25 protein-coding genes and 1 tRNA gene are annotated in these 25,533 nt (G+C 73.4%); 11 read left to right on the top strand and 15 right to left on the bottom strand.

The window, feature by feature from the left end; all coding sequences use genetic code 11:
* Window positions 1–16: 16 nt before the first annotated feature.
* Genes ACYVDA_RS03605 through ACYVDA_RS03590 form a run of 4 tightly spaced genes read right to left on the bottom strand, consistent with a single transcriptional unit; the run spans window position 17 to window position 3,702 of the window.
* Complete coding sequence (locus ACYVDA_RS03605) at window positions 17–517, bottom strand: MogA/MoaB family molybdenum cofactor biosynthesis protein (protein WP_460815133.1); 501 nt, start codon at window positions 515–517, stop codon at window positions 17–19.
* On the bottom strand, window positions 514–1,050 hold the full coding sequence (gene moaC / locus ACYVDA_RS03600; RefSeq protein WP_460815132.1) for a cyclic pyranopterin monophosphate synthase MoaC: 537 nt from the start codon (window positions 1,048–1,050) through the stop codon (window positions 514–516). Before moaC ends, ACYVDA_RS03605 begins: the two co-directional genes overlap by 4 nt.
* Entirely contained in the window at window positions 1,047–2,303 is a 1,257-nt protein-coding gene (gene glp, locus ACYVDA_RS03595; RefSeq protein WP_460815131.1) for a molybdotransferase-like divisome protein Glp, read from the bottom strand. The genes moaC and glp overlap by 4 nt, the downstream gene beginning before the upstream one ends.
* A gap of 10 nt (window positions 2,304–2,313) precedes the next feature.
* Window positions 2,314–3,702, bottom strand: a complete 1,389-nt coding sequence (locus tag ACYVDA_RS03590; RefSeq protein WP_460815130.1) for a UTP--glucose-1-phosphate uridylyltransferase — start codon at window positions 3,700–3,702, stop codon at window positions 2,314–2,316.
* 23 nt (window positions 3,703–3,725) lie between these two features.
* Here ACYVDA_RS03590 and ACYVDA_RS03585 point away from each other — a divergent pair, with 23 nt between their 5' ends.
* Complete coding sequence (locus tag ACYVDA_RS03585) at window positions 3,726–4,343, top strand: 5-formyltetrahydrofolate cyclo-ligase (protein WP_460815129.1); 618 nt, start codon at window positions 3,726–3,728, stop codon at window positions 4,341–4,343.
* Here ACYVDA_RS03585 and ACYVDA_RS03580 read toward each other — a convergent pair.
* Window positions 4,294–6,852, bottom strand: a complete 2,559-nt coding sequence (locus ACYVDA_RS03580; RefSeq protein ID WP_460815128.1) for a penicillin acylase family protein — start codon at window positions 6,850–6,852, stop codon at window positions 4,294–4,296. The genes ACYVDA_RS03585 and ACYVDA_RS03580 overlap by 50 nt on opposite strands.
* Before the next feature lie 94 nt (window positions 6,853–6,946).
* Between ACYVDA_RS03580 and ACYVDA_RS03575 the strand changes: the two genes are divergently transcribed.
* The 3 genes from ACYVDA_RS03575 to ACYVDA_RS03565 all read left to right on the top strand — a co-directional run bounded on the left by ACYVDA_RS03575 (window position 6,947) and on the right by ACYVDA_RS03565 (window position 8,546).
* Window positions 6,947–7,348, top strand: coding sequence for an FmdB family zinc ribbon protein (locus ACYVDA_RS03575; protein ID WP_460815127.1), 402 nt, complete (start codon window positions 6,947–6,949; stop codon window positions 7,346–7,348).
* Between the two features lie 79 nt (window positions 7,349–7,427).
* Complete coding sequence (cpaB, locus tag ACYVDA_RS03570) at window positions 7,428–8,078, top strand: Flp pilus assembly protein CpaB (protein WP_460815126.1); 651 nt, start codon at window positions 7,428–7,430, stop codon at window positions 8,076–8,078.
* A gap of 57 nt (window positions 8,079–8,135) precedes the next feature.
* The gene (locus tag ACYVDA_RS03565) at window positions 8,136–8,546 is read left to right on the top strand and encodes an MscL family protein (RefSeq protein ID WP_460815125.1); all 411 of its coding nucleotides are present in this window, start codon (window positions 8,136–8,138) and stop codon (window positions 8,544–8,546) included.
* A gap of 19 nt (window positions 8,547–8,565) precedes the next feature.
* Here the strand turns inward: ACYVDA_RS03565 and ACYVDA_RS03560 are convergent, their stop codons facing one another.
* From ACYVDA_RS03560 to ACYVDA_RS03550, 3 genes are all read right to left on the bottom strand, one after another.
* The gene (locus ACYVDA_RS03560) at window positions 8,566–8,763 is read right to left on the bottom strand and encodes a hypothetical protein (protein ID WP_460815124.1); all 198 of its coding nucleotides are present in this window, start codon (window positions 8,761–8,763) and stop codon (window positions 8,566–8,568) included.
* Window positions 8,760–9,686 carry an NAD-dependent epimerase/dehydratase family protein gene (locus ACYVDA_RS03555; RefSeq protein ID WP_460815123.1) on the bottom strand — a complete coding sequence of 309 codons (927 nt, stop codon included), beginning with the start codon at window positions 9,684–9,686 and terminating at the stop codon, window positions 8,760–8,762. Before ACYVDA_RS03555 ends, ACYVDA_RS03560 begins: the two co-directional genes overlap by 4 nt.
* Before the next feature lie 85 nt (window positions 9,687–9,771).
* Entirely contained in the window at window positions 9,772–10,971 is a 1,200-nt protein-coding gene (locus ACYVDA_RS03550) for an LCP family protein (protein WP_460815122.1), read from the bottom strand.
* 131 nt (window positions 10,972–11,102) lie between these two features.
* On the opposite strand from ACYVDA_RS03550, the gene ACYVDA_RS03545 reads away from it, so the two are divergent.
* Window positions 11,103–11,175, top strand: a tRNA-Arg gene (locus ACYVDA_RS03545).
* 17 nt (window positions 11,176–11,192) lie between these two features.
* Here the strand turns inward: ACYVDA_RS03545 and ACYVDA_RS03540 are convergent.
* A complete protein-coding gene (locus ACYVDA_RS03540; protein WP_460815121.1) occupies window positions 11,193–12,794 on the bottom strand; it encodes a sensor histidine kinase in 1,602 nt (533 codons plus the stop codon).
* A gap of 197 nt (window positions 12,795–12,991) precedes the next feature.
* Here ACYVDA_RS03540 and efeU point away from each other — a divergent pair, with 197 nt between their 5' ends.
* From efeU to efeB, 3 genes are read left to right on the top strand one after another with little or no spacing between them, the layout of a single operon-like run.
* Window positions 12,992–13,864 carry an iron uptake transporter permease EfeU gene (gene efeU / locus ACYVDA_RS03535; RefSeq protein WP_460815120.1) on the top strand — a complete coding sequence of 291 codons (873 nt, stop codon included), beginning with the start codon at window positions 12,992–12,994 and terminating at the stop codon, window positions 13,862–13,864.
* 44 nt (window positions 13,865–13,908) lie between these two features.
* Window positions 13,909–15,075: an iron uptake system protein EfeO gene (gene efeO, locus ACYVDA_RS03530; protein WP_460815119.1), complete on the top strand. Its 1,167-nt coding sequence runs from the start codon at window positions 13,909–13,911 to the stop codon at window positions 15,073–15,075.
* The gene (gene efeB, locus ACYVDA_RS03525; protein WP_460815118.1) at window positions 15,072–16,364 is read left to right on the top strand and encodes an iron uptake transporter deferrochelatase/peroxidase subunit; all 1,293 of its coding nucleotides are present in this window, start codon (window positions 15,072–15,074) and stop codon (window positions 16,362–16,364) included. Before efeO ends, efeB begins: the two co-directional genes overlap by 4 nt.
* A 21-nt stretch (window positions 16,365–16,385) precedes the next feature.
* Here efeB and ACYVDA_RS03520 read toward each other — a convergent pair whose 3' ends face one another.
* Entirely contained in the window at window positions 16,386–17,573 is a 1,188-nt protein-coding gene (locus ACYVDA_RS03520; protein ID WP_460815117.1) for a saccharopine dehydrogenase family protein, read from the bottom strand.
* Between the two features lie 137 nt (window positions 17,574–17,710).
* On the opposite strand from ACYVDA_RS03520, the gene ACYVDA_RS03515 reads away from it, so the two are divergent.
* Entirely contained in the window at window positions 17,711–17,983 is a 273-nt protein-coding gene (locus tag ACYVDA_RS03515; protein ID WP_460815116.1) for a DUF2277 domain-containing protein, read from the top strand.
* On the top strand, window positions 17,976–18,821 hold the full coding sequence (locus ACYVDA_RS03510; RefSeq protein WP_460815115.1) for an NAD-dependent protein deacetylase: 846 nt from the start codon (window positions 17,976–17,978) through the stop codon (window positions 18,819–18,821). Before ACYVDA_RS03515 ends, ACYVDA_RS03510 begins: the two co-directional genes overlap by 8 nt.
* On the opposite strand, the gene ACYVDA_RS03505 is transcribed toward ACYVDA_RS03510, so the two are convergent.
* Together ACYVDA_RS03505 and ACYVDA_RS03500 are read right to left on the bottom strand one after the other, a co-directional pair.
* Window positions 18,808–19,494: a metal-dependent transcriptional regulator gene (locus ACYVDA_RS03505; RefSeq protein WP_460815114.1), complete on the bottom strand. Its 687-nt coding sequence runs from the start codon at window positions 19,492–19,494 to the stop codon at window positions 18,808–18,810. The genes ACYVDA_RS03510 and ACYVDA_RS03505 overlap by 14 nt on opposite strands.
* A gap of 60 nt (window positions 19,495–19,554) precedes the next feature.
* Complete coding sequence (locus tag ACYVDA_RS03500; RefSeq protein WP_460815113.1) at window positions 19,555–19,995, bottom strand: MarR family winged helix-turn-helix transcriptional regulator; 441 nt, start codon at window positions 19,993–19,995, stop codon at window positions 19,555–19,557.
* A 382-nt stretch (window positions 19,996–20,377) separates the two neighbouring features.
* Here ACYVDA_RS03500 and ACYVDA_RS03495 point away from each other — a divergent pair, with 382 nt between their 5' ends.
* Window positions 20,378–20,914 carry a hypothetical protein gene (locus ACYVDA_RS03495; protein WP_460815112.1) on the top strand — a complete coding sequence of 179 codons (537 nt, stop codon included), beginning with the start codon at window positions 20,378–20,380 and terminating at the stop codon, window positions 20,912–20,914.
* Window positions 20,915–21,129: 215 nt separating this feature from the next.
* On the opposite strand, the gene ACYVDA_RS03490 is transcribed toward ACYVDA_RS03495, so the two are convergent.
* Genes ACYVDA_RS03490 through ACYVDA_RS03480 form a run of 3 tightly spaced genes read right to left on the bottom strand, consistent with a single transcriptional unit; the run spans window position 21,130 to window position 25,489 of the window.
* On the bottom strand, window positions 21,130–23,130 hold the full coding sequence (locus ACYVDA_RS03490; protein WP_460815111.1) for an ABC transporter ATP-binding protein: 2,001 nt from the start codon (window positions 23,128–23,130) through the stop codon (window positions 21,130–21,132).
* Complete coding sequence (locus tag ACYVDA_RS03485; RefSeq protein WP_460815110.1) at window positions 23,127–24,863, bottom strand: ABC transporter ATP-binding protein; 1,737 nt, start codon at window positions 24,861–24,863, stop codon at window positions 23,127–23,129. The genes ACYVDA_RS03490 and ACYVDA_RS03485 overlap by 4 nt, the downstream gene beginning before the upstream one ends.
* On the bottom strand, window positions 24,857–25,489 hold the full coding sequence (locus ACYVDA_RS03480; protein ID WP_460815109.1) for a TetR family transcriptional regulator: 633 nt from the start codon (window positions 25,487–25,489) through the stop codon (window positions 24,857–24,859). The genes ACYVDA_RS03485 and ACYVDA_RS03480 overlap by 7 nt, the downstream gene beginning before the upstream one ends.
* Window positions 25,490–25,533 lie beyond the last annotated feature (44 nt).

Here is a 25,533-nt window from a genome sequence, read left to right as displayed (position 1 = left end):
ACCGGCCAGCCCGGGCTCAGTGGTCGCTCCCGACGATCTGCTCCGCGGCGTGGCGCAGCAGCGGCAGCACCACGGCGAGGCCGTCCTTGACCCCGCCGCGGGAGCCGGGGAGGTTGACCACCAGCGCGCGTCCGACCGTGCCGGCCACGCCGCGCGAGAGCAGCGCGGTCGGGACCCCCTGGGCCAGGCCGTGGGCGCGGATGGCCTCGGCGATGCCGGGGACCTCGCGGTCGAGCAGCGCCCGGGTGACCTCGGGGGTGCGGTCGGTGGGGGTGAGACCGGTGCCCCCGGTGGTCAGCACGACGCGGGCGCCGTCCTCGACGGCGGCCCGGATGGCCTGCCCGACCGGCGCGCCGTCAGGGCGTACGACGGGGTCGCCGACCACCCAGCCGTCGGCGCGCAGGGCCTCGACGATCAGCGGCCCGGTCGTGTCGTCGTACACCCCGGCGGCGGCCCGGTTGGAGGCCACCACCACCGCGGCGCACATGACCGAGGAGTCGGCGGGCTGCTCGCTCATGCCGACTCCCCCGTCCGACGGTCCACGGCGGCGCCGTCCGTGGTGCCGGCGGTGTCGGTGCGCCGGTAGGTGCCGCTCTTGCCGCCGGTCTTCTCCTCGACCCGCACGTCGGTGATCACCGCGGCCTTGTCGACCGCCTTGACCATGTCCACGACGGTGAGGGCGGCGACGGAGACGGCGGTGAGGGCCTCCATCTCCACCCCGGTCCGGTCGCTGGTGCGCACGGTGGCGGTGATGTCGACCCCGTGGTCGGCGACGTCGAGGTCGACGGTGACCCCGGTGATCGCGAGCGGGTGGCACAGCGGCACCAGGTCGGGGGTGCGCTTGGCCGCCATGATGCCGGCCACCCGGGCCACGCCGAGGGCGTCGCCCTTGGGCACGCCCTCGCCGCGCAGCAGGGCCACGACGGCGGGCGAGACCAGCACGGTGCCGGTGGCGGTCGCCGAGCGGGCGGTGACCGCCTTGCCCGACACCTCGACCATCCGGGCGGCCCCGGTCTCGTCGACGTGGGTGAGGCGGTCGCCGGTGCTCATGCGGTCGGCCGGTCGAGCAGGAGCACGGGGACGACGTCGCCGCGGTCGGCGCTGGTGACGTCCTCGCCGAGCACGATCAGCGCGTCGGCCTGCGCCAGGCCGGCGATCAGGTGCGACCCGGCACCCCCGACGGGAGTGGCCCGCAGGCCGCCGGCGCCGAGCTCGACCCGGGCCCGCAGCATCTGCTGGCGCCCGTCCATCGAGCGCACGGCCTCGGTGAGCGTGGCGGTGGTCAGGGTGCGCTGCACCTCGCCGCGCCCCATCAGCCGGTAGAGCGCGGGCACGACGAACACCTCGAAGGAGACGTACGCCGAGACCGGGTTGCCCGGGAGCGTGAAGATCGGGGTGCGGTCCTCCCCGACGAACCCGAAGCCCTGCGGCTTGCCGGGCTGCATCGCCACCTCGACGAAGTCCACGGTGCCGAGCCCGGCGAGGACCTCCTTGACCACGTCGTGGGTGCCCTTGCTGACCCCGCCGCTGGTCACCACCAGGTCGGCCCGCACCAGCTGGTCGGCCAGGGCGTCGGAGAAGGACGCCGGGTCGTCGGAGCTGGCCCGCACCCGGTAGGCGATGCCCCCGTGGGCGCGCACGGCCGCGGCGAGCAGGTAGCTGTTGGAGTCGTAGATGGCGTCGCCGCGACCCAGCGCCCGACCGGGCTCGACCAGCTCCGAGCCGGTCGACATCACGACCACGCGCGGCCGCGGCACCGTGGGCACCCGGCCCAGCCCGAGCGCGGCGAGCAGGCCGACGTCGCGGGTGCCGACGACCTCGCCGGCGCGCATGAGCAGGTCGCCCTCGCGGACCTCCTCGCCGGCGCGGCGGATGTGCTGGCCCTCGGTGGGGGCCTGGCGGATGCGGACCTCGCGGCCCTCCTCCTCGGTCCACTCGAAGGGCACGACGGCGGTGCACCCGGCCGGGATCGGCGCGCCGGTCATGATCCGCACCGCGGTGCCGGGGGTCATCTCGTGGATCGAGGTGGTGCCGGCGGCGATCTCGCCGATCACGGGCAGGTGGATCGGGCGGTCGGCGGCGGCGTCGGCGACGTCGCGGAACGAGACCGCGTAGCCGTCCATGCTGGAGTTGTCGAAGCCGGGCAGCGAGAGCCCCGCGTGGACGTCGCGCGCCACGGGCAGCCCGATCGCGTCCAGGAGCGGGTGCTCGAAGGCCTCCATCGGCGAGATCGCGGCGAGGATGCGCTCGAGGTGGTCCGCGACGCCGACGGGCCGGTCGTGGTCGTGGTGGGAGCCGGTCATGAGGGCGACCCTATGCTGGCGTGCCGCCCTCTCCGAGCACCGTCCCGGCCTCCACGCGGCCGCGGGCGCCGTCCAGGCGAGCGGCCCCGACGACCCGCACCCCCGACCCGAAGGTCCAGTCCCCGTTGACGACGAGCGACTCCGCGTCCTTCAGCGACGGCACGCCGGCCGGGAAGTGCTGGTCGAACTTCTCCACGACCTTGTAGTGGTCGCCGTCGAGGTCGACGAAGGGCAGCTCGGCGGCCGCCTGGTCCAGCACGAAGTCCCCGCCGAGCTCGTAGGCGTCCGAGCGCAGCACGAGCAGGTCGTTGGTCGTCTTGACCGGCACGAAGCGGCTGCGGTCGACCTCGATCAGCTGCGAGTCGTCGAAGACCTCGATCGCGGCGCCCATCGCGGTCTCGATCTGGATCACCTTCGGGCTGGAGGGGTCGCCGGGGTCGACGGTCTTCTCGTTGCGGATCATCGGCAGGCCCAGGACGCCGTCGCGACGCTTGATCTCGGCGCGCATCCGCTCCAGGTCGAACCACAGGTTGTTGGTCGAGCAGAACCGGTGCTTGTCGAGGTCGGCCAGCGCCTCCTTGTCCGCGTCGGTGGTCTGCGCGGTCTCGCGCAGCACGATCCGGCCGTCGGCCTTGCGGCGGGCGAAGTGGCCGCCCTTGCGGTCCGAGGGCGTACGGCGTACGGCCTCGATCGCGAAGGGGGCGCCCGAGCGGGCGAACCAGCCGGCCACGCGGGCGTCGGGGACGGCACCGAGGTTGTCGGAGTTGGAGACGAAGGCGTAGCGGTAGCCGGCCTCGATCAGGGTGTCCAGCAGACCGGTGCCCATCAGGGCGGTGTAGAGGTCGCCGTGGCCGGGCGGGCACCACTCCAGGTCGGGCTCGCGCGGCCAGCTCACCGGGGTGAGGTCGTCGGCCCGCAGCTTGGGCTCCTTGTTCTGCAGGAACTCGATCGGCAGCCCGTCGACCGCGAGGTCGCCGTAGCGGGCCAGCGCGGCCCGGGTGTCGGCGGAGGTGCGGAAGGAGTTCATGAAGATCAGCGGCAGCGTGGCGCCGTGCTCGCGGCGCAGGTGCAGGACCTGGCGGGCGATCACGTCGAGGAAGGACAGACCGCGCCGCACGCACAGCAGCGACTTGGCCCGGGCCATGCCCATCGAGGTGCCCAGCCCGCCGTTGAGCTTGATCACGACCGTGGCGCCGATGGCCTGCGAGGCCTGCTCGTCGCTGACCTCGACGTCGGCGATCGACTCGATGTCGACGGGCTCGATGGTGTCCTCGGTGATCATGCCGGTCTCGCCGTGCTCGATCTGGCGGTAGTAGTGCGAGAACACCTCGACCGCGACCGGGTCGACCCCCGCCCGCTCCATCTTCTCGCGCGCCTGCTTGAGCCCCTTCGACTTCATGGGACCGATCGTAGGCTTCCGGCGTGCCGGACTACACGGGGACCGCCAAGCTCGCCCTGCGCGACCAGCTGCTCGCCGCGCGACGCCAGCGCGGCCTGGCCGAGATCGGGGAGCGGGCCCGCGCGGTGGCCGAGCACCTGCTCGCCGACCCCGACGTACGCCGCGCGGCCACCGTCGCGGCGTACGTCTCGGTCCACTCCGAGCCCGGCACCGGTCCCCTGCTCGAGGGCCTGCGCGCCGCCGGCAAGCGGGTCATCCTGCCGCTGCTCCAGCCCGACGACGACCTCGACTGGACCACCTACGACGGGCCGGCCTCGCTGCGCACCGCGCGGCGCGGCCTCCTGGAGCCCACCGGCGAACCGCTCGGGGCCGAGGCCGTGGCGACCGCCGATGTCGTCGTCGTGCCGGGCCTGGCCGTGGCCCGTGACGGGATGCGGCTCGGGCGCGGCGGCGGCTCCTACGACCGGGCGCTGGGACGGGTGCCCGTGGGCACGCCGGTCGTGGTGGTGCTCAACGCCGAGGAGGTCCTGGACCGGGTGCCGACCCAGGACCACGACCGCCCGGTGACCGCGGTGGTCACCGAGCTGGGCCTCACCCGCCTGCCGGCTCCAGCACCAGGCGGTCCTGCGTCGAGGCCGTGACGGCCGCGCGCGAGAACGCCCACGGGAGCGTCTCCCCCCGGGCCCACAGGTCGGTCTGGTCGCGGTAGTGCGGTGAGGCCAGGTGGCCCGAGGCGCCGGTCAGGGTGACCCAGCGCGACCGGTCCAGGTCGGCGAGGTCGACGACCATCCGCATCGAGGGCGCCGTGGTGACGTCGTACCCGTCGGCGGCGTTCCAGCTGGCCGCGTCGACCGCGGCGCTGCCGCCGCCGACCTCGAACGGGCCGCGGTTGAACAGCGCCCGGACCAGCCCGATGTCGCTCTGCCCCACCGTCGGCCTCTCCAGGTGGAGCTGGTGCAGGTGGCCCCAGGTCCACCGACGGGCCGAGACCGACTCGCGACGGGTCAGCTCGTCGCGCGCCCGACGCATCGCCTCGGCCAGGATCGTGTCGCGGTCCTCCACGACGTCCGGGGTGGAGGTGTCGTCCCACCACTGGCTGCGCGGCTGGCGCAGCAGGCCGGCCACGACGCTCATCCAGCGCGACCCGCCGTCGGGCCACAGCTGGCTCGGCAGCTGGTCGTGGAAGGTGAGCTTGAGGACCTGGCGCCAGACCACGTTGAAGTACGCCGCGGCGGCCGAGTCGGCGGGCTGGGAGAAGTCCCACCCGACCAGCAGGCGCTGCCCGTCGGCGTAGTACTCCGAGGTCATCAGCTCGCGCAGCAGGTAGGGCACCAGGACGGGCGCCATCGGGTTGCGGGTGTCGTCCTGGATCCGGGTCAGGTCGGCCGCGTCGACCTTGCCGCCCCGAGCGAGGCGGTCGGTCAGCAGGGTCCGGATGCGCTGGCTGCGGTAGCCCTGGTCGGGGTACGCGGTGAGCCGGTAGGGGTAGTCGGGCCCGGTGACCGCCTGGTTGGCGGTGACGACGAACCCCTCGGCCGGGTCGAGGACACTCGGGAGCCGGTCGAAGGGCACGTAGCGGCCCGACCAGTCGTCGGCCGGCAGCCACCCCGCGGCGGGGTAGTCGCCGCTGCGGCCGCCCTTGCGGATCGGGACCGCGCCCGGCGCCTGGTAGCCGATGTGACCCTCGGTGTCGGCGTAGACCAGGTTCTGGCTCGGCACGGCGAACGACCGGGCCGCGGCGCGGAAGGACGTCCAGTCGGTGGCGGTGTCGAAGCCGAAGATCGCGTCGGCGGTCGGCCGCGGGGTCAGTGCCGTCCACGCGAGCGCCACCGCGTAGCCGTTGCCGCGGTCGGGCGAGCGGCTCGGGGCCGGCGCGTTCGCACCGACGCTGGAGAGCTCGGCCGAGACGTCGGAGAGCAGGGGGCCGTGCCGGGTGGAGCGCACCGTGATCAGCCGGGACCCGCTGCCGGCGACGCGGATCACCTCGTCGCGCTCCTCCAACGGCACCTGCTTCCCGTCGTAGAGGTAGCTCTGGCCGGTGATCTTCTCCAGGTAGAGGTCGGTCACGTCGGGGTTGAGGTTGGTGAACCCCCAGGCCACGTGCCGGTTGTGGCCGATGACCACGCCCGGGACGCCGGAGAAGGTGAAGCCCGAGACGTCGAACGGGCAGGAGTCGTCGACGCGGGTGCAGTGCAGGCCCATCTGGTACCAGACCCCCGGCAGCGAGGTCGACAGGTGCGGGTCGTTGGCCAGCAGCGGCTTGCCCGAGACGGTGTGCTTCCCCGAGACCACCCAGCTGTTCGAGCCGATCCCGGTGCCGCGGCCCATCAGGTCCGGGATCGCGTCGACCCCGCGGCGCACGGCCTCGAGCGCCTGGGCCTGCCCGCGGGAGTACGCCGGGGCGGGACGCGCGGCCGCGCCCGGCGTCGTGCCCGTGGGGACGATCGGCGCGTGCTGGGCGTAGGGGTAGCGGGGGTAGAGCTCCTCGACCTGCGCGGGCGTGCGGTCGACGGCCAGGCGGCTGCGCGCGACCTCGTCGTCCATGTTGCCGCGCAGGTCCCACGCCATCGCCTTGAGCCAGGCCAGCGAGTCGATCGGCGACCACTTCTCCGGCTGGTAGTCCAGCCCGCCCAGCGCGAGCACGGTGTACTCCGCGGAGATGCTGGTCGCCTTCTTGCCCTTGAGGTAGGCGTTGACGCCGGCGCTGTAGGCGGCGAGGTAGGCACGGGAGGACGGCGAGAGCAGGTCGTACTCCTGCGCGGCCACGCGCCGCCACCCCATCGTGCGGATGTACATGTCGGTCTCGACGGTCGCCTTGCCCAGCATCTCGCTCAGGCGCCCGGCCGTGACGTGGCGGCGGAAGTCCATCTCGAAGAACCGGTCCTGGGCCTGCACGAAGCCCTGGGCGAAGAAGAGGTCGGCGCTGGTGTCGGCGTAGACCTGCGGCACGCCGTGGGCGTCGCGGGCCACCTCCACCCGTCCGGCCAGCCCGGCGAGGTGCAGGGTGCCGGTGGTCTGCGGCAGCGGACGGCGTACGGCGACCGCACCCCCGATCAGCGTCGCCACGAGGGCGCCGGCCACCAGGAGGGCCACGTAGCTGCTCACGCGCACCCACCCGGGCCAGTCGGCGAGGGGTCGGGGAAAGGTCACGGGTGGCATTGTGCCGTAGCATTGGCAGTCGACAGCGACGAGTGCCAACCCCTCAGCGTGTCACCCCTGTGTCCCCTTCCGGAGGAATGTCCCTGTGCCGACCTACCAGTACTCCTGCACCGAGTGCGGTCACTTCTTCGAGATCCAGCAGAGCTTCTCCGAGGACTCCCTGACGGTCTGCCCCGTGTGCGAGGGCCGGCTGCGCAAGGTCTTCAACGCCGTCGGCGTGGTCTTCAAGGGCTCCGGCTTCTACCGCAACGACAGCCGTGAGGCCGCGAAGTCCGCGTCCGGCGCCGGCTCGTCCAGCACGTCCGGGTCCTCCGGCTCCTCGGAGAAGTCGGGCTCCACCGAGAAGACCTCCGGCTCCCAGGACTCCTCCACCGGCGGCACCTCCAGCTCCGGCAGCACCGGGTCGAGCAGCCCCGCGGGCTCGGGCGGCTCCAGCAGCAAGGGCAGCTCCAGCAGCTCCTCCGGGTCCTCGGCCGCCGGATCCTGACCCTCTCCGGGCGCCGGCCCTCCAGGGCCCTGTGGACGACGGCAGCGGGAACCGGGCGCACCGCCTAGGTTCTCGCGCCATGACTCTGCCCGTCGCCCTGCGCACCCCGCTGCGCCGACTGGGGCGCCTGCGCCGGCGCCTGCTGCTCCACCGCCGCCTGCTGGCGGCCCTCAGCGTCGGGGCCGCGGTCCTGCTCGGCCTCCAGGCGGTCTCGCCGCCGCCACCGCCCACCACCCGGCTGTGGGCCGCGACGAGGGACCTGCCCTCCGGGACCGTCCTGAGCCGCTCGGACCTGGGTCCCGTCGACTACCCGCCGGACGCGGTGCCGGCCGGGGCGGTGCGGGACCCGCGCCAGGTCCTGGGACGGCCCCTGGCCACCCCGGTGGGGCGCGGGGAGGCGGTCACGAGCGCCCGGCTGCTGGGCGCGGGCCTGCTCGCCGGCTACCCCGGCAGCGCCGCAGTCCCCCTCCGCGTCACCGACGCGGCGTCGGCGGGGCTGCTCCGGGTGGGCGACCGGGTCAGCTTCGTGGTCGCCGACCCCGACGGCCGCACGGGTCCCTCCACCCTGGTCGAGCACGTTCCCGTGGTGGCCGTGCCGGCCCTCGACCGCGACCTGTCGGCTTCGGGCTCACCGGGCCGGCTGGTGGTCGTCGCGGTGCCGTCCGCCCAGGCCGCGGAGGTGGCGGCACGCGCCGCGACGGCGTTTCTCATCCCCGTCTGGAGCCGCTAGCCTCGAGGCCCAACGGCGCTCGAAACGGGTCGGCGCCCTAGCACAGGAGTGGCGCTGATGACCGGATTCAAGAACTTCATCCTCCGCGGGAACCTCGTCGAGCTCGCCGTCGCCTTCATCATGGCGGCCGCGTTCGCCACCGTGGTCACCGCGACCGTCGGCCTGATCATGGGCCTGATCGGCAAGATCGGCGGCCAGCCCGACTTCAGCCTCTGGAAGCCCGGCGGCCTGCCGTTCGGCGTCTGGGTCACCGCCGTGGTCTCGTTCCTGATCATCTCCGCGGTGGTCTACTTCCTCATCGTCAAGCCCTACACCGCCGCGAAGGACCGTTTCTTCCCCGCCGAAGAGACCGGCGTCCCCGCCGACGTGGCCCTGCTCGAGGAGATCCGCGACCTGCTGCGTGCCCAGCAGGGTGGCACCGGTGGCCAGGCCGGGTACGCCGGTGGCGAGGTCCCCCCGCGCTACTGAGCGTCCGCTCCCGGTCCGCTCAGCCGTGGTGCGGGGGCACCTGGCGCCGCAGCCAGTCCTCGTTGCTGTCGGTGACCCCGCGGTCGGCGGGGTCACCGGCGTCGTCGCGGGTCTGCTCGGGGAGCACGTCCCCGAACACCTCCGCGAGGCGACGCCGACGCGCCGCCTGCTCCCGCTCGGTGCCGGGTCCTGCGTCGGGGTCCGCCTCCGGGCTCACCGGGGCGCGTCCTGCAGCTGCCGGTCGGCCGCGGCCGCGTCGAACCACGAGCGGTCGAAGTCGGGGTGCCGCGGGCGCCACCCGGTCTGGGCGGCGAAGTGGTCCGAGCCGACCCGCAGCGAGCGCGCGCCGGCGTCGAACCGGGGCCCCATCCGCCACCGGGCGACCGGGCCGGCGTAGCCCACGTGGTCGGACCCGGCCGCCTCGGCCAGGGCGTCGAGCACGACTTGGCGCCGCACCGGCTCGGCCCCGACGTTGAAGACCCCGCTCGGCGCGTGCAGGGCCGCGACGACGGCGCTGCCGACGTCCTCGGAGTGCAGCACGTGCAGCCAGTCCTCGGGTCGTCCCAGCCCGACGCGGTAGCCGCGAGCGATCGCGCGCAGGCACCACCGGGTGCGGGGGTCGTCGCCTAGGACCGTGCCCAGGCGCAGCACCACCCCGGTGTGCGAGCTGTCGGCGTAGGCGAGGACCTCGGACTCCCCCACCGCCGCCGGCTCGGTGCAGGCGGTGATCTCGACCGGGCTCTGCTCGGTGAGCCAGTGCTCGTCCCCGGCGGCGTAGAGCGTGCTCACGCTCTCCTGCACCACACGGCGTACGCCGGCCCGGCGAGCCGCCTCGGCGACGTGGGCCACCCCGGTCGTGCGCAGCCGGTCGTGGGCCCGCCAGCTGGCGCGGCGGCGGGCCGTGCGACCCACCGGCATGCCCGTGGCCAGGTTGAGGACCGCGTCGGCCCCGGCGAAGGCCGCGACCAGCGAGTCCAGGTCGAGGACGTCACCGGGCACGGAGGCGACCCCGTGCTCGGCCATCAGCTCGGCGCCCCGCGGGGAGCGCACCAGCGCCACCACCTCGTGGTCGGCGTCTCGCAGGGCGTCCAGGCAGGCTCGACCGAGCGCGCCGGTGCCACCTGACAGGACAAGCCTCACGGGCGTCATCCTGCGATAACGAAACGGTCACGGCAAGTCGGGGGCGTGGCGGGCGGGTCCCGACGGGAGCCGCTGGGCGCACCGACTAGGTGCAGAGACCGGCCTCGCGCAGGGCCTCCTTGCGGGCCGCCTCGGCCCTGGCCTTGGCCGCGACCTGCTCCGCGGTGGGGGCGGCGGAGGGGCTGGCCGAGGGCGAGGATGACGCCGACGGGGTCGAGCCAGGCTTGCCGGGCTTGGCCGTCGGGCTGACCGCGTCCACCGCGAGCGGCCCCAGGGGCCGGTCGTTGCGGATCCGGCGCCACAGGGCGTCGGCCCCGGCCGCGAGCTGGAGCCGGTTGGGGTCGGGCACGTAGGGCTCGTTGGGGACCGTGACGAACTGGATCCGGTCCAGCCCGATGTCCTTGAGCGAGGTGCCCAGCGAGGCCAGGGCCTTGAGGTTGGCGAAGGCCTGGTCGGTGGTCAGCGAGCTCGTGGCGGCGTCGAGGAAGCGGTAGAGGCGCACCGGGTTGGTCAGGGTGCCCCGCGAGACCACCTTGGCGATCATCGCGGAGATGAACGCCTGCTGGCGCTTCATCCGGCCGATGTCGCCCGTGGGGGCGCCGATGCCGTGACGGACGCGGACGTAGTCCAGGGCCTGCTCGCCGGTGACCTTGTAGGTGCCCGCCGGCAGGTGGATGTGACCGACGTTGTCGTCGACCTGCTGGGGCACGCACACGGTGACCCCGTCGACGGCGTCGACCATGTCCTTGAAGCCGGCGAAGTTGATCACCACGAAGTGGTCGATGCGCACCTGGGTGATCTTCTCGACCGTCTTGATCGTGCAGGCCGGCCCGCCCACCGCGAAGGCGTCGTTGAACTGGGTCAGCGCCGGGGGCAGCATCTTCCCGCCGTACTTCGCCTGGCACGCGGGGCGTTGGACCATCAGGTCGCGCGGGATGCTCACGCCGTACGCCCGGGAGCGGTCGGCGGAGAGGTGCAGGAGCATCGTGGTGTCCGACAGACCCGGGGTCGTGCCGCCGATGTTGGTGCCCTTGCGGTCGTCCGAGCCGAGCACCAGGACGTTCAGGGGTCGGGTCGGCCCCGCGGCCGGGGCCTCGGTCGGGCGGTCGGTGCCGATCGCCTTGGTGATGTCGACGCCGTGGATGTTGCCCTGGAGCTTGTTGTAGGCCACGACGACGCCGGAGGTCGCCAGCACGACCAGGACCGCGAGGCCGATCCCGATCCGACGTAGGATCCGTCGGCGACGTCGGTGGACGTCTTTGTGGCGCGGCTCTTCGTCGGACAAGGGACCCTCGATCGTCGATCTACGTGGCGGCCCGTCGTGAACAGGTGCACAGAGGGCGACGCCATCATGACACGCAGGCGCTGACCAGGACCTGACTTCGTCGCCGCCGCCTGCCAGGATGACCTCCGCACGCCCCAGTAGCTCAGTGGATAGAGCAGCCGCCTCCTAAGCGAAAGGTCGCCAGTTCGACTCTGGCCTGGGGCACACCTCGACCTGTCAGGTCACGTCGCGGCGCCCACGTGCGTCGGCACCCAGAAGCGCACGACCGTCCCGGGGTCGGCCGGCTCGACCCGCAGCCAGCCCCCGACCACCGCCGCCCGGTCCGCGAGGTTCTTCAGCCCGCGGTGGCCCGGCTCGGACGCCGAGGAGGGCTCGAAGCCCCGACCGTCGTCGTGCACGGTCACCCCCAGGCCCGTCCGCGTCGGCGCCAGCTCGATCCTCACGTGGGCCGCGTCGGCGTGCTTGCGGACGTTGGTCAGGGACTCCTTGACGATCCGCACGGCTTGGTGCAGCACCGTCGGCGACATCACGAGCCCCTCGGGTCCCGCGGACGAGCCGGTGCGCAGCTCGACGTCCCAGTGCACGCCGGCACGGTCGAGCACGTGGGCGGCCACGTCGCGCACCATCTGCTCGGGGGTCTGCCCCGCTGCGGGCGTCTCCAGCTCGAAGAGCAGGTGGCGCAGCTGCAGCCCCACCGCGACCACGTCGACCCGGGCCTGGTCGACGTCGGGCACGAGGTCCGGGGCCTGCTCCTCCAGGTGCCGGGCCAGCAGACCAAGGCGCAGGTCGAGGGCGGCGAGCACCTGGACCGACTCGTCGTGCAGGTCGGCGGCGATCCGGTCGCGCTCCTCCTCCTGGGCGGCGACCAGCCGCTCGGCCAGCAGGCGACGCTCGCGCGCCACCTCGGCCAGCTGACGGGCGGAGTCGAAGCCGTCGAGGGCGAACGAGACGTTCTCCCCCATCGCCAGCAGGAGCTCGCGCATCTGGTCGTCGAAGACGTGGGAGCGCTGGGAGTAGAGGTTCAGCACCGCCACGACCCGGCCGCCGCACCGCAGCGGCATCGTCGCCGAGGCCGCGATCCCGAACGGGGCGGCCAGCTCGTGCCAGGGCCCGGTGGCGGCGTCGGCGCGGAAGTCGGAGCTGAAGCAGGGCACCCCCTCGCGCAGGGCCACCGCGGTCGGCCCGCGCCCTCGGGCGTCCTCCGGGTCCAGCACGATGTCGAGGGCGGAGAAGTAGTCCTCCAGCGCGCCGGCGCTGGCGACCCGGCGCACGCGCTCCCCGTCGGCGACGCCGACCCAGGAGCCCAGGTAGCCGCCCTGGACGACCGCGATCCGGCATACCTCGCGGTAGAGCGCCGCCTCGTCGGGTGCGCGGACGATCGCCTGGTTGGTCCGCGCCAGGGTGAGGTAGGCACGGTTGGAGTCGCGCAGCCGCTGCGCGGCCTCGGCCCGCGAGGTCAGGTCCCGGATGGTCGCGACCACCCAGGTGCCCGCGGGCGTCTCCAGCGGCATCAGCGTGATCTCGGTGGGGAACTGGGTCCCGTCGCGGCGCCGGGCGAACAGCTCGCGGCCGTCGGCGGCGGTCCGCACCTCCGGCGCCGCGGCGTACGCCGACCGCAGCCGCACGTGGGCGGCCGTGAGCTCGGGCGGCACCAGCACCTCGACCGGACGCCCCAGCAGGTCGCCGGCCTCGTAGCCGAACGCGGCGAGGGCCCGGTCGTTGGCGAACCCGACGGTCCCGTCCGGGGTCATCGCGACGACCGGGTTCGGGGCGGAGCCCAGCAGCGCGAGCACCGCCGCGTCGAGCACCTCGACCTCAGCCACCCGACCTCCCCGTCTGGTGTGGGGATCGAACCTACCGCGCTCGCACCGCTGTGGCCCCAGCCACACGGGAGCCACTTGTGGGCCTCATGGGTAAGGATTACCTTACTTATGCAAGGCTTACCTCCGCCGGCGCGACCACCGGTGCGAACGCCTGCACGACCGCCGTCCGTCCCCCGACCACACGCCTGGAGCCCGCGATGACCGCCTTCCCCCTCGGCAACTACCTGATCGGGCTGCGCGAGGGGCTCGAGGCGAGCCTGGTCGTGGTCATCGTGGTCGCCTACCTGGTCAAGTCCGACCGGCGGCACCTGCTCCCACGGATCTGGGCCGGCGTGGGCGTCGCGGTCCTGGTCTCCCTGGCCTTCGGGGCCCTCCTCACCTTCGGCCCGCGGAAGCTCACCTTCGAGGCCCAGGAGGCCCTGGGCGGCACGCTGTCGATCGTCGCCGTCGGGTTCGTGACCTGGATGGTGTTCTGGATGGCCCGCCACGCCCGCGGGATGTCGGGCGAGCTCCGCGGGCGGATCGACTCCGCCGCCGACGCGGGCCGGATGAGCCTGGCCCTGGTCGCCCTCCTCGCCGTCGGCCGCGAAGGCCTCGAGACCGCCCTGTTCATCTGGTCGGCCACGCAGTCCGCCGGCTCCGACGGCAGCCAGGGCCTCCAGCTGGTCGGGGCGCTCCTGGGCATCCTCACCGCGGTGGTGATGGGCTACTTCTTCTACCGCGGCGTGCTCAAGATCAACCTGGCCAAGTTCTTCCGCTACACCGGCACGATCCTGATCGTCGTCGCCGCCGGCGTCCTGGCGTACGGCGTGCACGACCTGCAGGAGGCCGGCATCCTGCCGGGCCTGAACGCCCTCGCCTTCGACGTCAGCGCCCAGGTCCCGCCGGCCTCCGTGCTCGGCACGCTCCTCAAGGGCACGCTCAACTTCTCCCCCGCCACCACGTGGCTCGAGGCGGCCGTCTGGCTGGCCTACCTGGTCCCGACCATGACGCTGTTCGTGCGTCGCACCCGCCAGCCCCGCCCGGCCGCTGCCCCGGCCGCCGAGCGCGAGCCCGCCCGCGTCGCCTGACCGGCGCGCCCCTCCCCTCCCCCGACTGGAAGGTCGCACTCCTCGTGAACCGCCTGCTCGCTGCCGCCTGCACCCTGGGCCTGGCCGCCACCTCGGCCTGCAGCCTGACCGAGTCCAACCAGCCCTCCGCCTCCGGCGGGAACGGGACGATCACCGTCTCCTCCTCCGCCAAGGCCTGCGACCTCACCGCGACGAAGGCGCCCTCGGGCAACGTGGTGTTCAAGATCAAGAACACCGGCGACCAGGTCACCGAGTTCTACCTCTACGCCGCCGACGGCCAGCGCATCGTCGGCGAGGTCGAGAACATCGGCCCCGGCCTGACCCGCGACCTCGTCGTCGCCGCCACCCCCGGCAAGTACGTCGCCGCCTGCAAGCCCGGCATGGCCGGCAGCGGCATCCGCTCCGCCTTCGCCGTGACCGACTCGGGCAAGGACACCGGCGCCATCCAGGGCGTCGACCAGGCCTCCATCGACCGGGCCACCGGGCAGTACGCCGCCTTCGTCAAGGACCAGGCCCGTCAGCTGGTCGGCGCGAGCACCGCCTTCACCACGGCGTACGCCGCCGGGCAGGACGCCAAGGCCCGGGCACTGTTCCCGAAGGCCCGCGGCTACTGGGAGCGGATCGAGACGGTCGCGGAGTCCTTCGGCGACCTCGACCCCAAGATGGACCTGCGCGAGGCCGACCTGACCCCGGGCCAGAAGTGGACCGGGTGGCACCGGATCGAGAAGGACCTGTGGCCCCCGGCGAGCGGCTACACCGCCGCGACCTCCGCCGAGCGCAAGGCGCTGGCCGCCGACCTGCTGGCCAACACCAAGACCCTCGACCGGCGCGTCCAGGGGCTGAGGTACACCGTGGCCCAGATCGGCAACGGCTCCAAGGGCCTGCTCGACGAGGTCGCCAGCGGCAAGATCACCGGCGAGGAGGACATCTGGTCCCACACCGACCTCTACGACTTCCAGGCCAACGTCGACGGCGCCCGCGTGGGCTTCGAGGGCCTCGAGCCGCTGCTCAAGGTCAAGAACGCCCCGCTCGCGACCACGATCCGCACCGAGTTCGCCGCGCTCCAGAAGCAGCTCGACCGCTACCGCGTGGGCAAGGACGGGTTCGTCTCCTACGACAAGGTGACCCCCGCGCAGCGCAAGCAGCTCTCCGACGCCGTCAACGCCCTCGCCGAGCCGCTGTCGAAGATGACCGGGGCCATCACGCTGTGAGCACCCCGCAGGACCGCACGACCCCGTCGGTGACGCGCCGCCGGCTGCTCGGCACGGCCGGGGCCGGGGCCCTGGCGGTGGGTGCGGCCGGGGCCGTCGGCGGCTACGCCTACGGCCACACCGGCGACGCCGCGTCCGCCTCCCAGGGCGTGGAGCGGTCGGCGTACTCCTTCACCGGGGAGCACCAGGCCGGCATCGCCACTCCGGCCCAGGACCGGCTGCACTTCGCCTCCTTCGACGTCACCACCGACTCCCGCGAGGAGCTGGTGACGCTGCTGCGGATGTGGACCGAGGCTGCCCGCGCGATGACGGCCGGTCGCGAGGTCGGCGACGGCACCCCCACGTCGTACGACGCCCCGCCGACCGACACCGGCGAGGCCCTCGGCCTCGACGCGGCCGGTCTGACCCTGACCTTCGGCTTCGGCCCCACCCTGTTCGAGAAGGACGGCACGGACAGGTTCGGCCTGCGCGACCGCAAGCCGAAGGCGCTGCGCGAGCTGCCGCACTTCCCCGCCGACCAGCTCGACCCCGCCCGCACCGGCGGCGACCTCTGCGTCCAGGCCTGCGCGCACGACCCGCAGGTCGCCGTGCACGCCATCCGCAACCTAGCCCGCCTGGGGTTCGGCACGGTGGCGCTGCGCTGGACCCAGCTCGGGTTCGGCCGCACGTCCTCGACGTCGGCGAAGCAGAGCACCCCGCGCAACCTGTTCGGCTTCAAGGACGGCACCGCCAACCTCAAGTCCGAGGACCCCGCCAACCTGGAGAAGTTCGTCTGGGTCGGCCCCGGCGACGACGCCGGCGCGGACTGGATGACCGGCGGGTCCTACCTGGTGGCGCGGCGCATCAACATGCACGTCGAGACCTGGGACCGCAGCAGCCTGCGCGACCAGGAGACCGTCGTGGGCCGGGACCGCGCCCAGGGCGCCCCGCTCTCGGGCGGCACCGAGCACACCGCGCCCGACTTCGCCCGCACGGGCAACGACGGCCCGCTGATCGCGACCGACTCCCACGTGCGGCTGGCCCACCCCACCCAGAACAAGGGTGTCCAGCTGCTGCGGCGCGGCTACAACTTCACCGACGGCAGCAACGCGCTGGGCCGCCTGGACGCCGGCCTGTTCTTCATCGCCTTCGTCCGCGACCCCGACGAGCACTACATCCCGATGCAGACCCGGCTGTCGTCGCAGGACGCGATGATGGAGTACCTCCAGCACACCGGCTCGGGCCTGTTCGCGGTGCCGCCCGGCGTGCGCTCGCGGTCCGGCTTCGTCGGCGAGGGCCTGTTCACCTGACCCTCGCCGCGGCCGGTCCGCTCAGCGGACCTCGAAGCGCATCCCGGCCTTCTGCAGCCGCTCCAGGAGGTGGTCGCCCATCGCCTGGGCGGTCGTGACCTGACCGGCGGTCGGCGGGTTGTCGTCCAGGGCCAGGCTCATCGCGGACTCGGCCAGCATCTTGGCGGTCTCGTCGTAGCCGGGGTCACCGCCGGACACGCGCGTGCGGACGGTGCGCCCCGCGCTCTCGCCCACGAAGTCGACTGTGAACCAGGACTTCGCCCGCCGCTCCTCCGAGGGGCCGTCGCCCTGCTTGACGCGGCTCTTGAGCAGCTCGCGCAGCGGCTTGACCTGGGCCGCGAGACCGAGGCCGCCGACCCCCACGGCACCACCCGCGGCGTAGCGCAGGGTCTTGCAGCCGGCGTAGTGGCTGTAGCGGAAGTCCGGACCGTACGCCGCCAGCGCGGCACCCGAGCGGGCCACGACGAACGGGTCCAGCGTGGGCAGCGGCAGCAGCCACAACCCGAGGTCGCCGTCGCGGTGCGGCTTGCCGGCGACCGCGCGCGACCGGCGACCCTCCGGGCGGCCCTCCTTGGCGCGACGCCGCTTCGAGGCCTCCCGCATCTGCTTCGCCCGCCCGAAGGCGGTCAGGGCGGAGTGGAAGGTGCCGCCCGAGAAGGTGCCGCCGGCGCGCACGACGCCGCGCAGGGTGATCGGCTCGGCGGAGTCGAGCTGCTGGACGGTGTAGTAGGCACCGAGGTCGTGCGGGATCGAGTCGAAGCCGCACGCGTGCACGAGACGTGCCCCCGAGGCCACCGCGGCGTCGTGGTGCTGGAGGTACATCTGATCGACGAACTCCGGCTCACCGGTGAGGTCGACGTAGTCGGTCCCGGCCGCCGCGCACGCGGCCACCAGCGGCTCGCCGTGCAGCAGGTAGGGCCCGACCGTGGTGATCACGACGCGGGTCGACTCGGCCAGCGCCTTCAGCGAGGTCGGGTCGGCGCTGTCAGCGACGACCAGCGGCAGGTCGGCCAGGCGGGTGTCGTCGGGCAGGTCGGCGACCAGGCGCGCGCGGACCGCCTCGAGCTTGGTCCGGTTGCGCCCCGCCAGGGCCCAGCGCAGGTCCTGCGGGGCGTGCTCGGCCAGGTAGGCCGCGGTGAGCGCGCCGGTGAAGCCGGTGGCGCCGAGCAGGACGACGTCGTAGGTGCGGGACTGGGGGTCGGTCGGCACGGGTGTTCTCCTGGCGGCGGTCGGGTGGGTGGTGGGGTGAGCTCCCTCATCCTGACCCATGGCACCGACGGTCGTCGCCCGGGTCGTCCACGCTCCTGGGACGCGGCGGTGTCGGTGCTCCGGCGTACGCTCGTCCCATGTGCCGCAGCATCCGCACCCTGCACAACTTCGAGCCGCCCGCGTCCACCGACGAGGTGCACGCCGCCGCCGTGCAGTACGTCCGCAAGCTCAGCGGGTCCGCCCGCCCCTCCCAGGCCAACCAGGAGGTGTTCGACCGGGCCGTGGCCGAGGTCCACGCCGCCACCCAGCGCCTGCTCGCCGACCTGGTCACCAACGCCCCGCCCAAGGACCGCGACGTCGAGGCGGCCAAGGCGCGGGCGCGGGCCGAGGTCCGCTACGCCCGTGGCTGAGCCGGCACCGTCCCCCCGGGACGTGCTCGACCTGCTCGGGGAGCGCACGGTCGTCCTGACGGGCGCCGGGCTGAGCACGGACTCCGGGATCCCCGACTACCGCGGGCCCGGCTCGCTGCCGCGGACGCCGATGACCTACCAGGAGTTCGTCGCCGACCCGGCCCACGCCCAGCGCTACTGGGCCCGGGCCCACGTCGGCTGGTCGCGGATGGGCACCGCCGAGCCCAACGCCGGACACCGGGCCCTGGCCCGTCTCGAGGCGTGCGGCCGGGTCCCCTTCCTGATCACCCAGAACGTCGACGGTCTGCACGAGCGCGCCGGCCACCGGTCGGTGGTCGCGCTGCACGGCCGGATCAGCGAGGTCGTCTGCCTGGACTGCCGCGACGTGACCCCGCGGGCCCAGGTGCAGGCGCGGCTCGACGCGGCCAACCCCGGCTGGGTCGCGGCCCACGCCGACGTCGCCGACCGGCCCGACGGCGACGTGGCCCTGGAGGAGACGCGGGACTTCGTCGTGCCCCCCTGCCGGCGGTGCGGCGGTCGGCTCAAGCCCGACGTGGTGTTCTTCGGGGAGAACGTCCCCAAGGACCGGGTCGCGCGCTGCTACGCCGCGGTCGACGCGGCCGACAGCCTCCTGGTGGCCGGGTCGTCGCTGACCGTGATGTCCGGGCTGCGCTTCGTCCGCCACGCCGCCCGCGCCGGGACCCCGGTCGTGATCGTCAACCGGGGTGCGACCCGGGGTGACGAGCACGCGCAGGTCCGGGTCGACGCCGGGGTCGGCCCGTGGCTGACCACCTGGTCCGAGCTCGCCCAGGAGGCGGGACTGCTCAGGCCGGCGTGACGAAGATGTGCTCGGCGGCCTCGGGCACGATCTCGGCGGTCTCGCCGGAGCTGCCCAGCAGCACGCCGTCGGCGGTGTTCACCGCGGCGATCACCGCGCCCGGCATCGCCCCCGCACGGCGCAGGGCGCCCATCAGCGTCTCGTCCTTCTGCATCTCCTCGGAGATGCGGCGCACCCGCACGCGGCGCGACTCCGGCCCGGCGGCGCGCCGCAGCGGCTCGACGCCGTCGCGGAACTCCTCCTCCGAGGTCTCCTGACCGAGCTCGGCCAGGCCCGGGATCGGGTTGCCGTACGGCGACTCCGTGGGGTGGCCGAGCAGCTCCAGGAGGCGGCGCTCGACGGTCTCGCTCATCACGTGCTCCCAGCGGCACGCCTCCTCGTGGACCAGCTCCCAGTCCAGCCCGATGACGTCGGTCAGCAGCCGCTCGGCCAGCCGGTGCTTGCGCATCACCCGACGGGCCAGCACCGCGCCCTCGTCGGTGAGCTGGAGGTGCCGGTCGCCCTCGACGGTGAGGAGGCCGTCGCGCTCCATCCGGGCCACGGTCTGGCTCACCGTGGGGCCGCTCTGGTGCAGGCGCTCGGCGATCCGGGCCCGCAGGGGGACGATGCCCTCCTCCACGAGCTCATAGATCGTCCGGAGGTACATCTCCGTGGTGTCGATGAGGTCGCTCACGCCCCCCATTGTGTCCCATCCGCGGGACCGGTCCGGTCGGTGCGGGGGCCCGGGGAGGGTTCAGGGCAGGTCGAGGGCCTGGTTGTAGCGCGCCATCGACCCGACGAGCGCGGCCAGGTCGTCGTCGGTCCAGTCGCCGAGCCGCTCACGGATCTCGGTGCGGCGATCCTCGGCGACCGCCTCCATCCGCTCGTGACCCCGGGGCGTGATCGCCAGGATCGCGGCGCGGCGGTCCTCGGGGTCCGGGGTGCGCTCGATCAGGCCGAGCTCGAGCAGCGACTGCACCTGCCGGCTGACGGCGCCCTTGTCGATGGAGAACATGTCGACCAGGTCGCTCGCGCGGCGCGGGCCGCCGTCGTGCAGGGCGATCAGCATCGAGTACGCCACGGGCGAGAGGTCGGGGTGCACCAACCGGGCCCGCTCGGCGATCTTGCGGCGTAGTCGACGTACGAGCACACCCATCTCGTGCTCCAGGGCTCGCATCGTCTCGTCGTCGACCACGGGACCACCCTACAAAGCAGCGACCCGCAGACGTGGTTCCTGGTCAGGAACCGCACCGGGGGACGTGATCCCGGTCGTCTGCGGGTCGGGTGACTGCTGGGTATTCACCAGCGCGCTCACGCGGCTGGGCGGTGCGCTGCTAGTGAGCAGCCACCTCACGCGTCCTCGAAGAACTCATTCCTCGGACCACCTCCTTTCCCGTGTCCGCTCAGCGTAGGTCGCCGTCCGGGGCGGTTCAACGGCTTTTCGCCGCGTCCTTCCCGGGGTCCCCGCCGCCGCGGACGTCGCTCCTGGCGCGCCCGTGGCCTCCGGGTGGGCCGCCCGCCACCGGCGGTCGTGCGCCGGGCAGCATCGCCGTGGCCGGGATGGGTAAGGAGAAGGCGTGACTGACGACAAGCCGGACGAGACCCAGGCCGCGAGCGACGGCACCGACGAGACGAGCGAGGACAGCACCTCCTCGTCCTCCGACCAGGGATCGGCGGGCTCCGGCTCGTCGGGCGGGAGCGCAGGCTCCTCCTCCCAGGGCGACGACGAGGACGGCGGGTCCTCGCTCGAGGAGAGCGCCCCCGGCGACCTCGGCGACGACAAGCTCCCCGAGGACCTCCAGCCGACCGAGGACAACCCGTTGGCCCGCCACCCCGAGCAGACCGGGGACGACGACGACGCCATCGGGGCCGACCGCGAGGAGGACCCGGAGACGGCGCCGCTGACGGCCGCGGACTCCGACTACGGCAGCGGCGAGGGCGGCAGCAGCAGCGGCTCCCCCGTCTCGAACGACTCCTCCTCCGACTCCTCCTCCGACGACTCGGGCTCGGACGACGGGCACACCGGCGGCGACGGGCCGGCCGACGGCCGGGTCGGCTCCGAGGAGGACGACGGCTCGGACACCCTGGACAACGGCGGTGGCGGCGCGGGCTGACTCGCTCCTCCGCCTGACGAGAGGCACGTGACCCGAGGGGTCACGTGCCTCTCGCCGCGTCCGGGACACCACCCGAGCCCCGTCGGACGCCAGGTGAGCCTCCTCGGGCGCCAGGTGAGCCTCCTCGCGCGCCACACGAGCCCCCTCGGCCGCCAGGTGGGCCCCCTCGCGCGCCAGGTGGGCCTCCTCGCGCGCCAGGTGGGCCCCCTCGCCGGTCAGGACTGGAGGGAGGCCCCGGCGAACTGGGAGTCGTGCAGGCGGGCGTAGGCGCCGCCCGCGGCCAGCAGCTCGTCGTGGGTGCCCTGCTCGACGATCGCGCCGGCCTCCATCACCAGGATCAGGTCCGCGTCGCGGATCGTGGAGAGCCGGTGGGCGATCACGAACGAGGTCCGCTCGCTGCGCAGTGCCGCCATGGCGTGCTGCACCAGCAGCTCGGTGCGGGTGTCGACCGAGGAGGTCGCCTCGTCGAGGATCAGCAGCGCCGGGTCGGACAGGAAGGCCCGGGCGATGGTGACCAGCTGCCGCTCGCCGGCCGAGAGGTTGGCGCCGTCCTCGTCCACGACCGTGTCGTAGCCGTCCGGGAGCGAGTGGACGAACCGGTCCACGAAGGTCGCGCGGGCGGCGGCCAGCACCTCCTCCTCGGTGGCGTCGGGGCGGCCGTAGGCGATGTTGTCGCGGATCGTCCCGCCGAAGAGCCAGGTGTCCTGGAGCACCATCCCGATCTGGCTGCGCAGCTCGCTGCGGCGCACCGACGCCACGTCCGTGCCGTCCAGGGTGATCCGGCCGTCCGTGACCTCGTAGAAGCGCATCACCAGGTTGACCAGCGTGGTCTTGCCGGCCCCGGTCGGGCCGACGATCGCCACGGTCTGCCCCGGCCGCGCGACCAGCGACAGATCCTCGATCAGCGGGGTGTCGGGGTCGTAGCGGAAGGAGACGTGCTCGAAGGCGACCTCCCCGCGGCGTACGCCGTCCCCGGCCCGGGCCGCGGGCTCCTCGCTCTCCTCGTCGGCGTCGAGCAGCTCGAAGACCCGCTCGGCCGACGCGACGCCGGACTGCAACAGGTTCATCATCGAGGCCACCGTGGTCAGCGGCTGGGTGAACTGCCGGGTGTACTGCACGAACGCCTGCACGTCGCCCAGCGACAGCGAGCCGCTGGCCACCCGCAGGCCGCCGACGACGGCCACCACGACGTAGTTCAGGTTCCCGATGAACATCATCGCCGGCATGATCAGCCCGGAGACGAACTGCGCCCCGAAGCTGACCCGGTAGAGCTCGTCGTTCTCCTCCGCGAAGGTCGCGTCGACCTCGGCCTGGCGGCCGAAGACCTTGACCAGCGCGTGGCCGGAGTAGGCCTCCTCGATCTGCGCGTTGAGGCGGCCCGTGCGCCGCCACTGGGCGATGAACTGGCCCTGGGAGCGCTTCATGATCGCGCGGGTGACGAGCAGCGAGACCGGCACCGAGACCAGCGCCACCAGCGCCAGAAGCGGGGAGATCCAGAACATCATCCCGACCACGGCCAGCACGGTCATCAGCGAGGTGAGCAGCTGGCTCATCGTCTGCTGGAGGGTCTGGCTGACGTTGTCGATGTCGTTGGTCACGCGGCTGAGCAGCTCCCCGCGCGGCGAGCGGTCGAAGTAGCTCAGCGGCAACCGGTGGATCTTGTCCTCGACGTCCTGGCGCAGCCGGTAGACGGTGTTCTGCACGACCGCGTTGAGCACGTAGCCCTGGAGCCAGGACAGCAGCGAGGCCACGACGTACACCGCGAGGACGAGCAGCAGGACGTCGCGCACGGCGCCGAAGTCGACGCCCCGGCCGGGGACGACGTGCTGCATCGAGCCGACCAGGTCGGCCAGCGTGCTCTCGCCGCGCTCGCGCAGCGCCCGCACGGCCTCGGCCTGGCTGACGCCGGGCGTCAGCCGCCGACCCACCAGCCCGGCGAAGATCAGGTCGGTGGCCCGCCCCAGGATGCGGGGGCCGAAGGACATCAGCACGACGGCCACGACGCCGAGCAGCACCACCAGGACCGCCTTGGCGCGGTCGGGGCGCATCCGGCCGAGCAGGCGCCTGGCCGAGGGGCCGAAGGTCATCGCCTTCTGCCCGACCATGCCACCGCCCATCGGGCCGCGTCCGGGCCCGCCCGGGCCGGCCGCGATGCGCTCGGTGGCCTTGAACTCCTGGGCCTTGGGTGCCGGCCCGCCGTTCTCCGTCGTGCTCATGCCGCCTCCTCCCGGGTCATCTGCGACGCGACGATCTCCTGGTAGGTCACGCACCCCGCCAGCAGCTCGTGGTGGGTGCCGGTGCCGACGACGCGACCGTCCTCGAGCACCACGATCCGGTCGGCGTCGCGGATGGTGGAGACCCGCTGGGCCACCACGAGCACCGTGGCGTCCCGGGTCACCGGCGCGAGGGCCGCCCTCAGCCGGGCGTCGGTGGCCAGGTCGAGCGCCGAGAAGGAGTCGTCGAAGAGGTAGATCCCCGGCCGGCGCACGACGACCCGGGCGATCGCCAGCCGCTGGCGCTGCCCACCGGAGAAGTTGGTGCCGCCCTGGGACACCTCGGCGTCGAGGCCGTCGCTCAGCGCCTCGACGAAGTCGCGGGCCTGCGCGATCTCCAGGGCCTCCCAGAGCTCGTCGTCTCCTGCGTCGGGCTTGCCGTGCAGGAGGTTGCTGCGGATGGTCCCGGTGAACAGGTAGGCCTTCTGCGGCACCAGCCCGATCTGGGCCCACAGCGCCTCCTCCTGGAGGCCGCGGACGTCGGCGCCGGCCACGCGCACCGACCCCGAGGTGGCGTCGAAGAGGCGCGGCACCAGGTTGACCAGCGTGGTCTTGCCCGCGCCGGTGGAGCCGATCACCGCCAGGGTCTCGCCCGGCCGGGCGTGGAGGGTGACGTCCTGGAGCACCGGCGACTCGGCGCCGGGGTAGGCGAAGGTCACCGCCTCCAGGTCCAGCTGCCCGCGACGGGCGGGGTCGGGCAGGGCGGCGTCGGCCGCGCGGGGCACGGTCGTCTCGGTGTCGAGCACCTCGGTGATCCGGTCGGCGCAGACCGAGGCGCGCGGCACCATCATCAGCATGAAGGTCGCCATCATCACCGACATCAGGATCTGCATCAGGTAGGACAGGAACGCCGTCAGCGCCCCGACCTGCATCTGGCCGCTGTCCACGCGGTGGGCCCCGAACCAGATCACGGCCACGCTGGAGACGTTGACGACCAGCATCACCAGCGGGAACATCGTGGCCATCCAGCGCCCGGCACGCAGCGCGACGTCGGTCAGGTCGGCGTTGGCGGTGCCGAACCGCTCGGCCTCCCGCGGCTCGCGCACGAAGGCACGCACCACGCGGATGCCGGTGATCTGCTCGCGCAGGACCCGGTTGACCTCGTCGATGCGGCTCTGCATGCGGCGGAAGTTCGGCACCATCCGGCTGACCACGAAGCCCACCGAGACGAACAGCGCCGGGACCACGATCGCCAGGATCCAGCCCAGGCCGAGGTCCTCGCGCAGCGCCATCAGCACGCCGCCGACCATCATGATCGGGGCGGTCACGGCCATCGTGCAGCCCATCAGGACCAGCATCTGCACCTGCTGCACGTCGTTGGTGCTGCGGGTGATCAGCGACGGGGCGCCGAAGTGCTGGACCTCGCGGGTGGAGAAGGTGCCGACGCGGTGGAACAGGGTGGCCCGCAGGTCGCGGCCGAACCCCATCGCCGTGCGCGCCCCGAACCAGACCGCGGAGACCGAGCAGACGATCTGGAGCACCGAGACGGCGAGCATGATCCCGCCGGTCCGCACGATGTAGCCGGTGTCCCCGGTGGCCACCCCGTTGTCGATGATGTCGGCGTTGAGGCTGGGCAGGTAGAGCATCGCCACGACGCCGACCAGCTGCAGGACGACGACGGCGGACAGGAAGGCGCGGTACGGCGCGAGCCGGTCGCGCAGGAGGGTGATCAGCACGAGTGCACTCCTCGGGTCATGACCCCGTGGAGCACGAGGTCGGCGATCTGCTCGGGGGTCAGCGCCGGCACCGGTCCCAGCTCGGGCCGGCTGGCCCCCAGGACGAGGCTGCGCAGGGCGAGGGCGGCCACCTCGGGCGGCACCGAGAGCTGGTCGCGGTGGGGCTCGAACAGGCCGGCCAGGCGGCGGTCCAGCGCCTCCTGGGCGCGCACCAGGAAGGGCGGCGGTCCCCAGCGCGGGCTCGTGCCGGCGCCGCGGTGGTGCTCCTCGTGCAGCGCGACCAGGTGGGGGCGCACGGCGGCCATCACCGCCATCGTCAGGTGCATCCGCTCCAGCACCTGCCCGGTCGCGACCACCACCCGCGCCCGCAGGCCGACGACGTCGCGCAGCGCCTCGTCGAGCCGCTCCTGCCCATGGGCCGGGTCGACGGCCTCCTCGGCCGCGGCCAGCATCAGGCTGCGCTTGTCGGGGAAGACCCGGAAGATCGTCCCCTCGGCCACCCCCGCGGCGGCAGCGACCTCCTTGGTGCTGACCTCGCCGCCGCGCTCGACGAGCAGCGGGACCAGCGTGTCGAGGATCGCCTGCCGGCGGTCCTCGCGGGACAGGGAGGCAGCGCGCGGTGTCATCGGGCGATCCTAAGTGAGTGAGCACTCACTCACAAATGGTTTTC

The sequence above is a fragment of the Nocardioides korecus genome, assembly GCF_054778395.1.
The sequence above is the reverse complement of the archived record's forward strand: the minus strand, read 5'-3'. Positions and strand labels throughout refer to the sequence as shown.

What these genes read in the sequence shown, in the direction of transcription:
- ACYVDA_RS03565 (WP_460815125.1), top strand. Translation starts at nt 8,136, where the DNA reads ATGACCGGATTCAAGAACTTCATCCTCCGCGGGAACCTCGTCGAGCTC.
- ACYVDA_RS03590 (WP_460815130.1), bottom strand. Translation starts at nt 3,702, where the DNA reads ATGAAGTCGAAGGGGCTCAAGCAGGCGCGCGAGAAGATGGAGCGGGCG.
- moaC (WP_460815132.1), bottom strand. Translation starts at nt 1,050, where the DNA reads ATGAGCACCGGCGACCGCCTCACCCACGTCGACGAGACCGGGGCCGCC.
- ACYVDA_RS03490 (WP_460815111.1), bottom strand. Translation starts at nt 23,130, where the DNA reads ATGAGCACGACGGAGAACGGCGGGCCGGCACCCAAGGCCCAGGAGTTC.
- efeU (WP_460815120.1), top strand. Translation starts at nt 12,992, where the DNA reads ATGACCGCCTTCCCCCTCGGCAACTACCTGATCGGGCTGCGCGAGGGG.
- ACYVDA_RS03605 (WP_460815133.1), bottom strand. Translation starts at nt 517, where the DNA reads ATGAGCGAGCAGCCCGCCGACTCCTCGGTCATGTGCGCCGCGGTGGTG.
- cpaB (WP_460815126.1), top strand. Translation starts at nt 7,428, where the DNA reads ATGACTCTGCCCGTCGCCCTGCGCACCCCGCTGCGCCGACTGGGGCGC.
- ACYVDA_RS03515 (WP_460815116.1), top strand. Translation starts at nt 17,711, where the DNA reads ATGTGCCGCAGCATCCGCACCCTGCACAACTTCGAGCCGCCCGCGTCC.
- glp (WP_460815131.1), bottom strand. Translation starts at nt 2,303, where the DNA reads ATGACCGGCTCCCACCACGACCACGACCGGCCCGTCGGCGTCGCGGAC.
- ACYVDA_RS03480 (WP_460815109.1), bottom strand. Translation starts at nt 25,489, where the DNA reads ATGACACCGCGCGCTGCCTCCCTGTCCCGCGAGGACCGCCGGCAGGCG.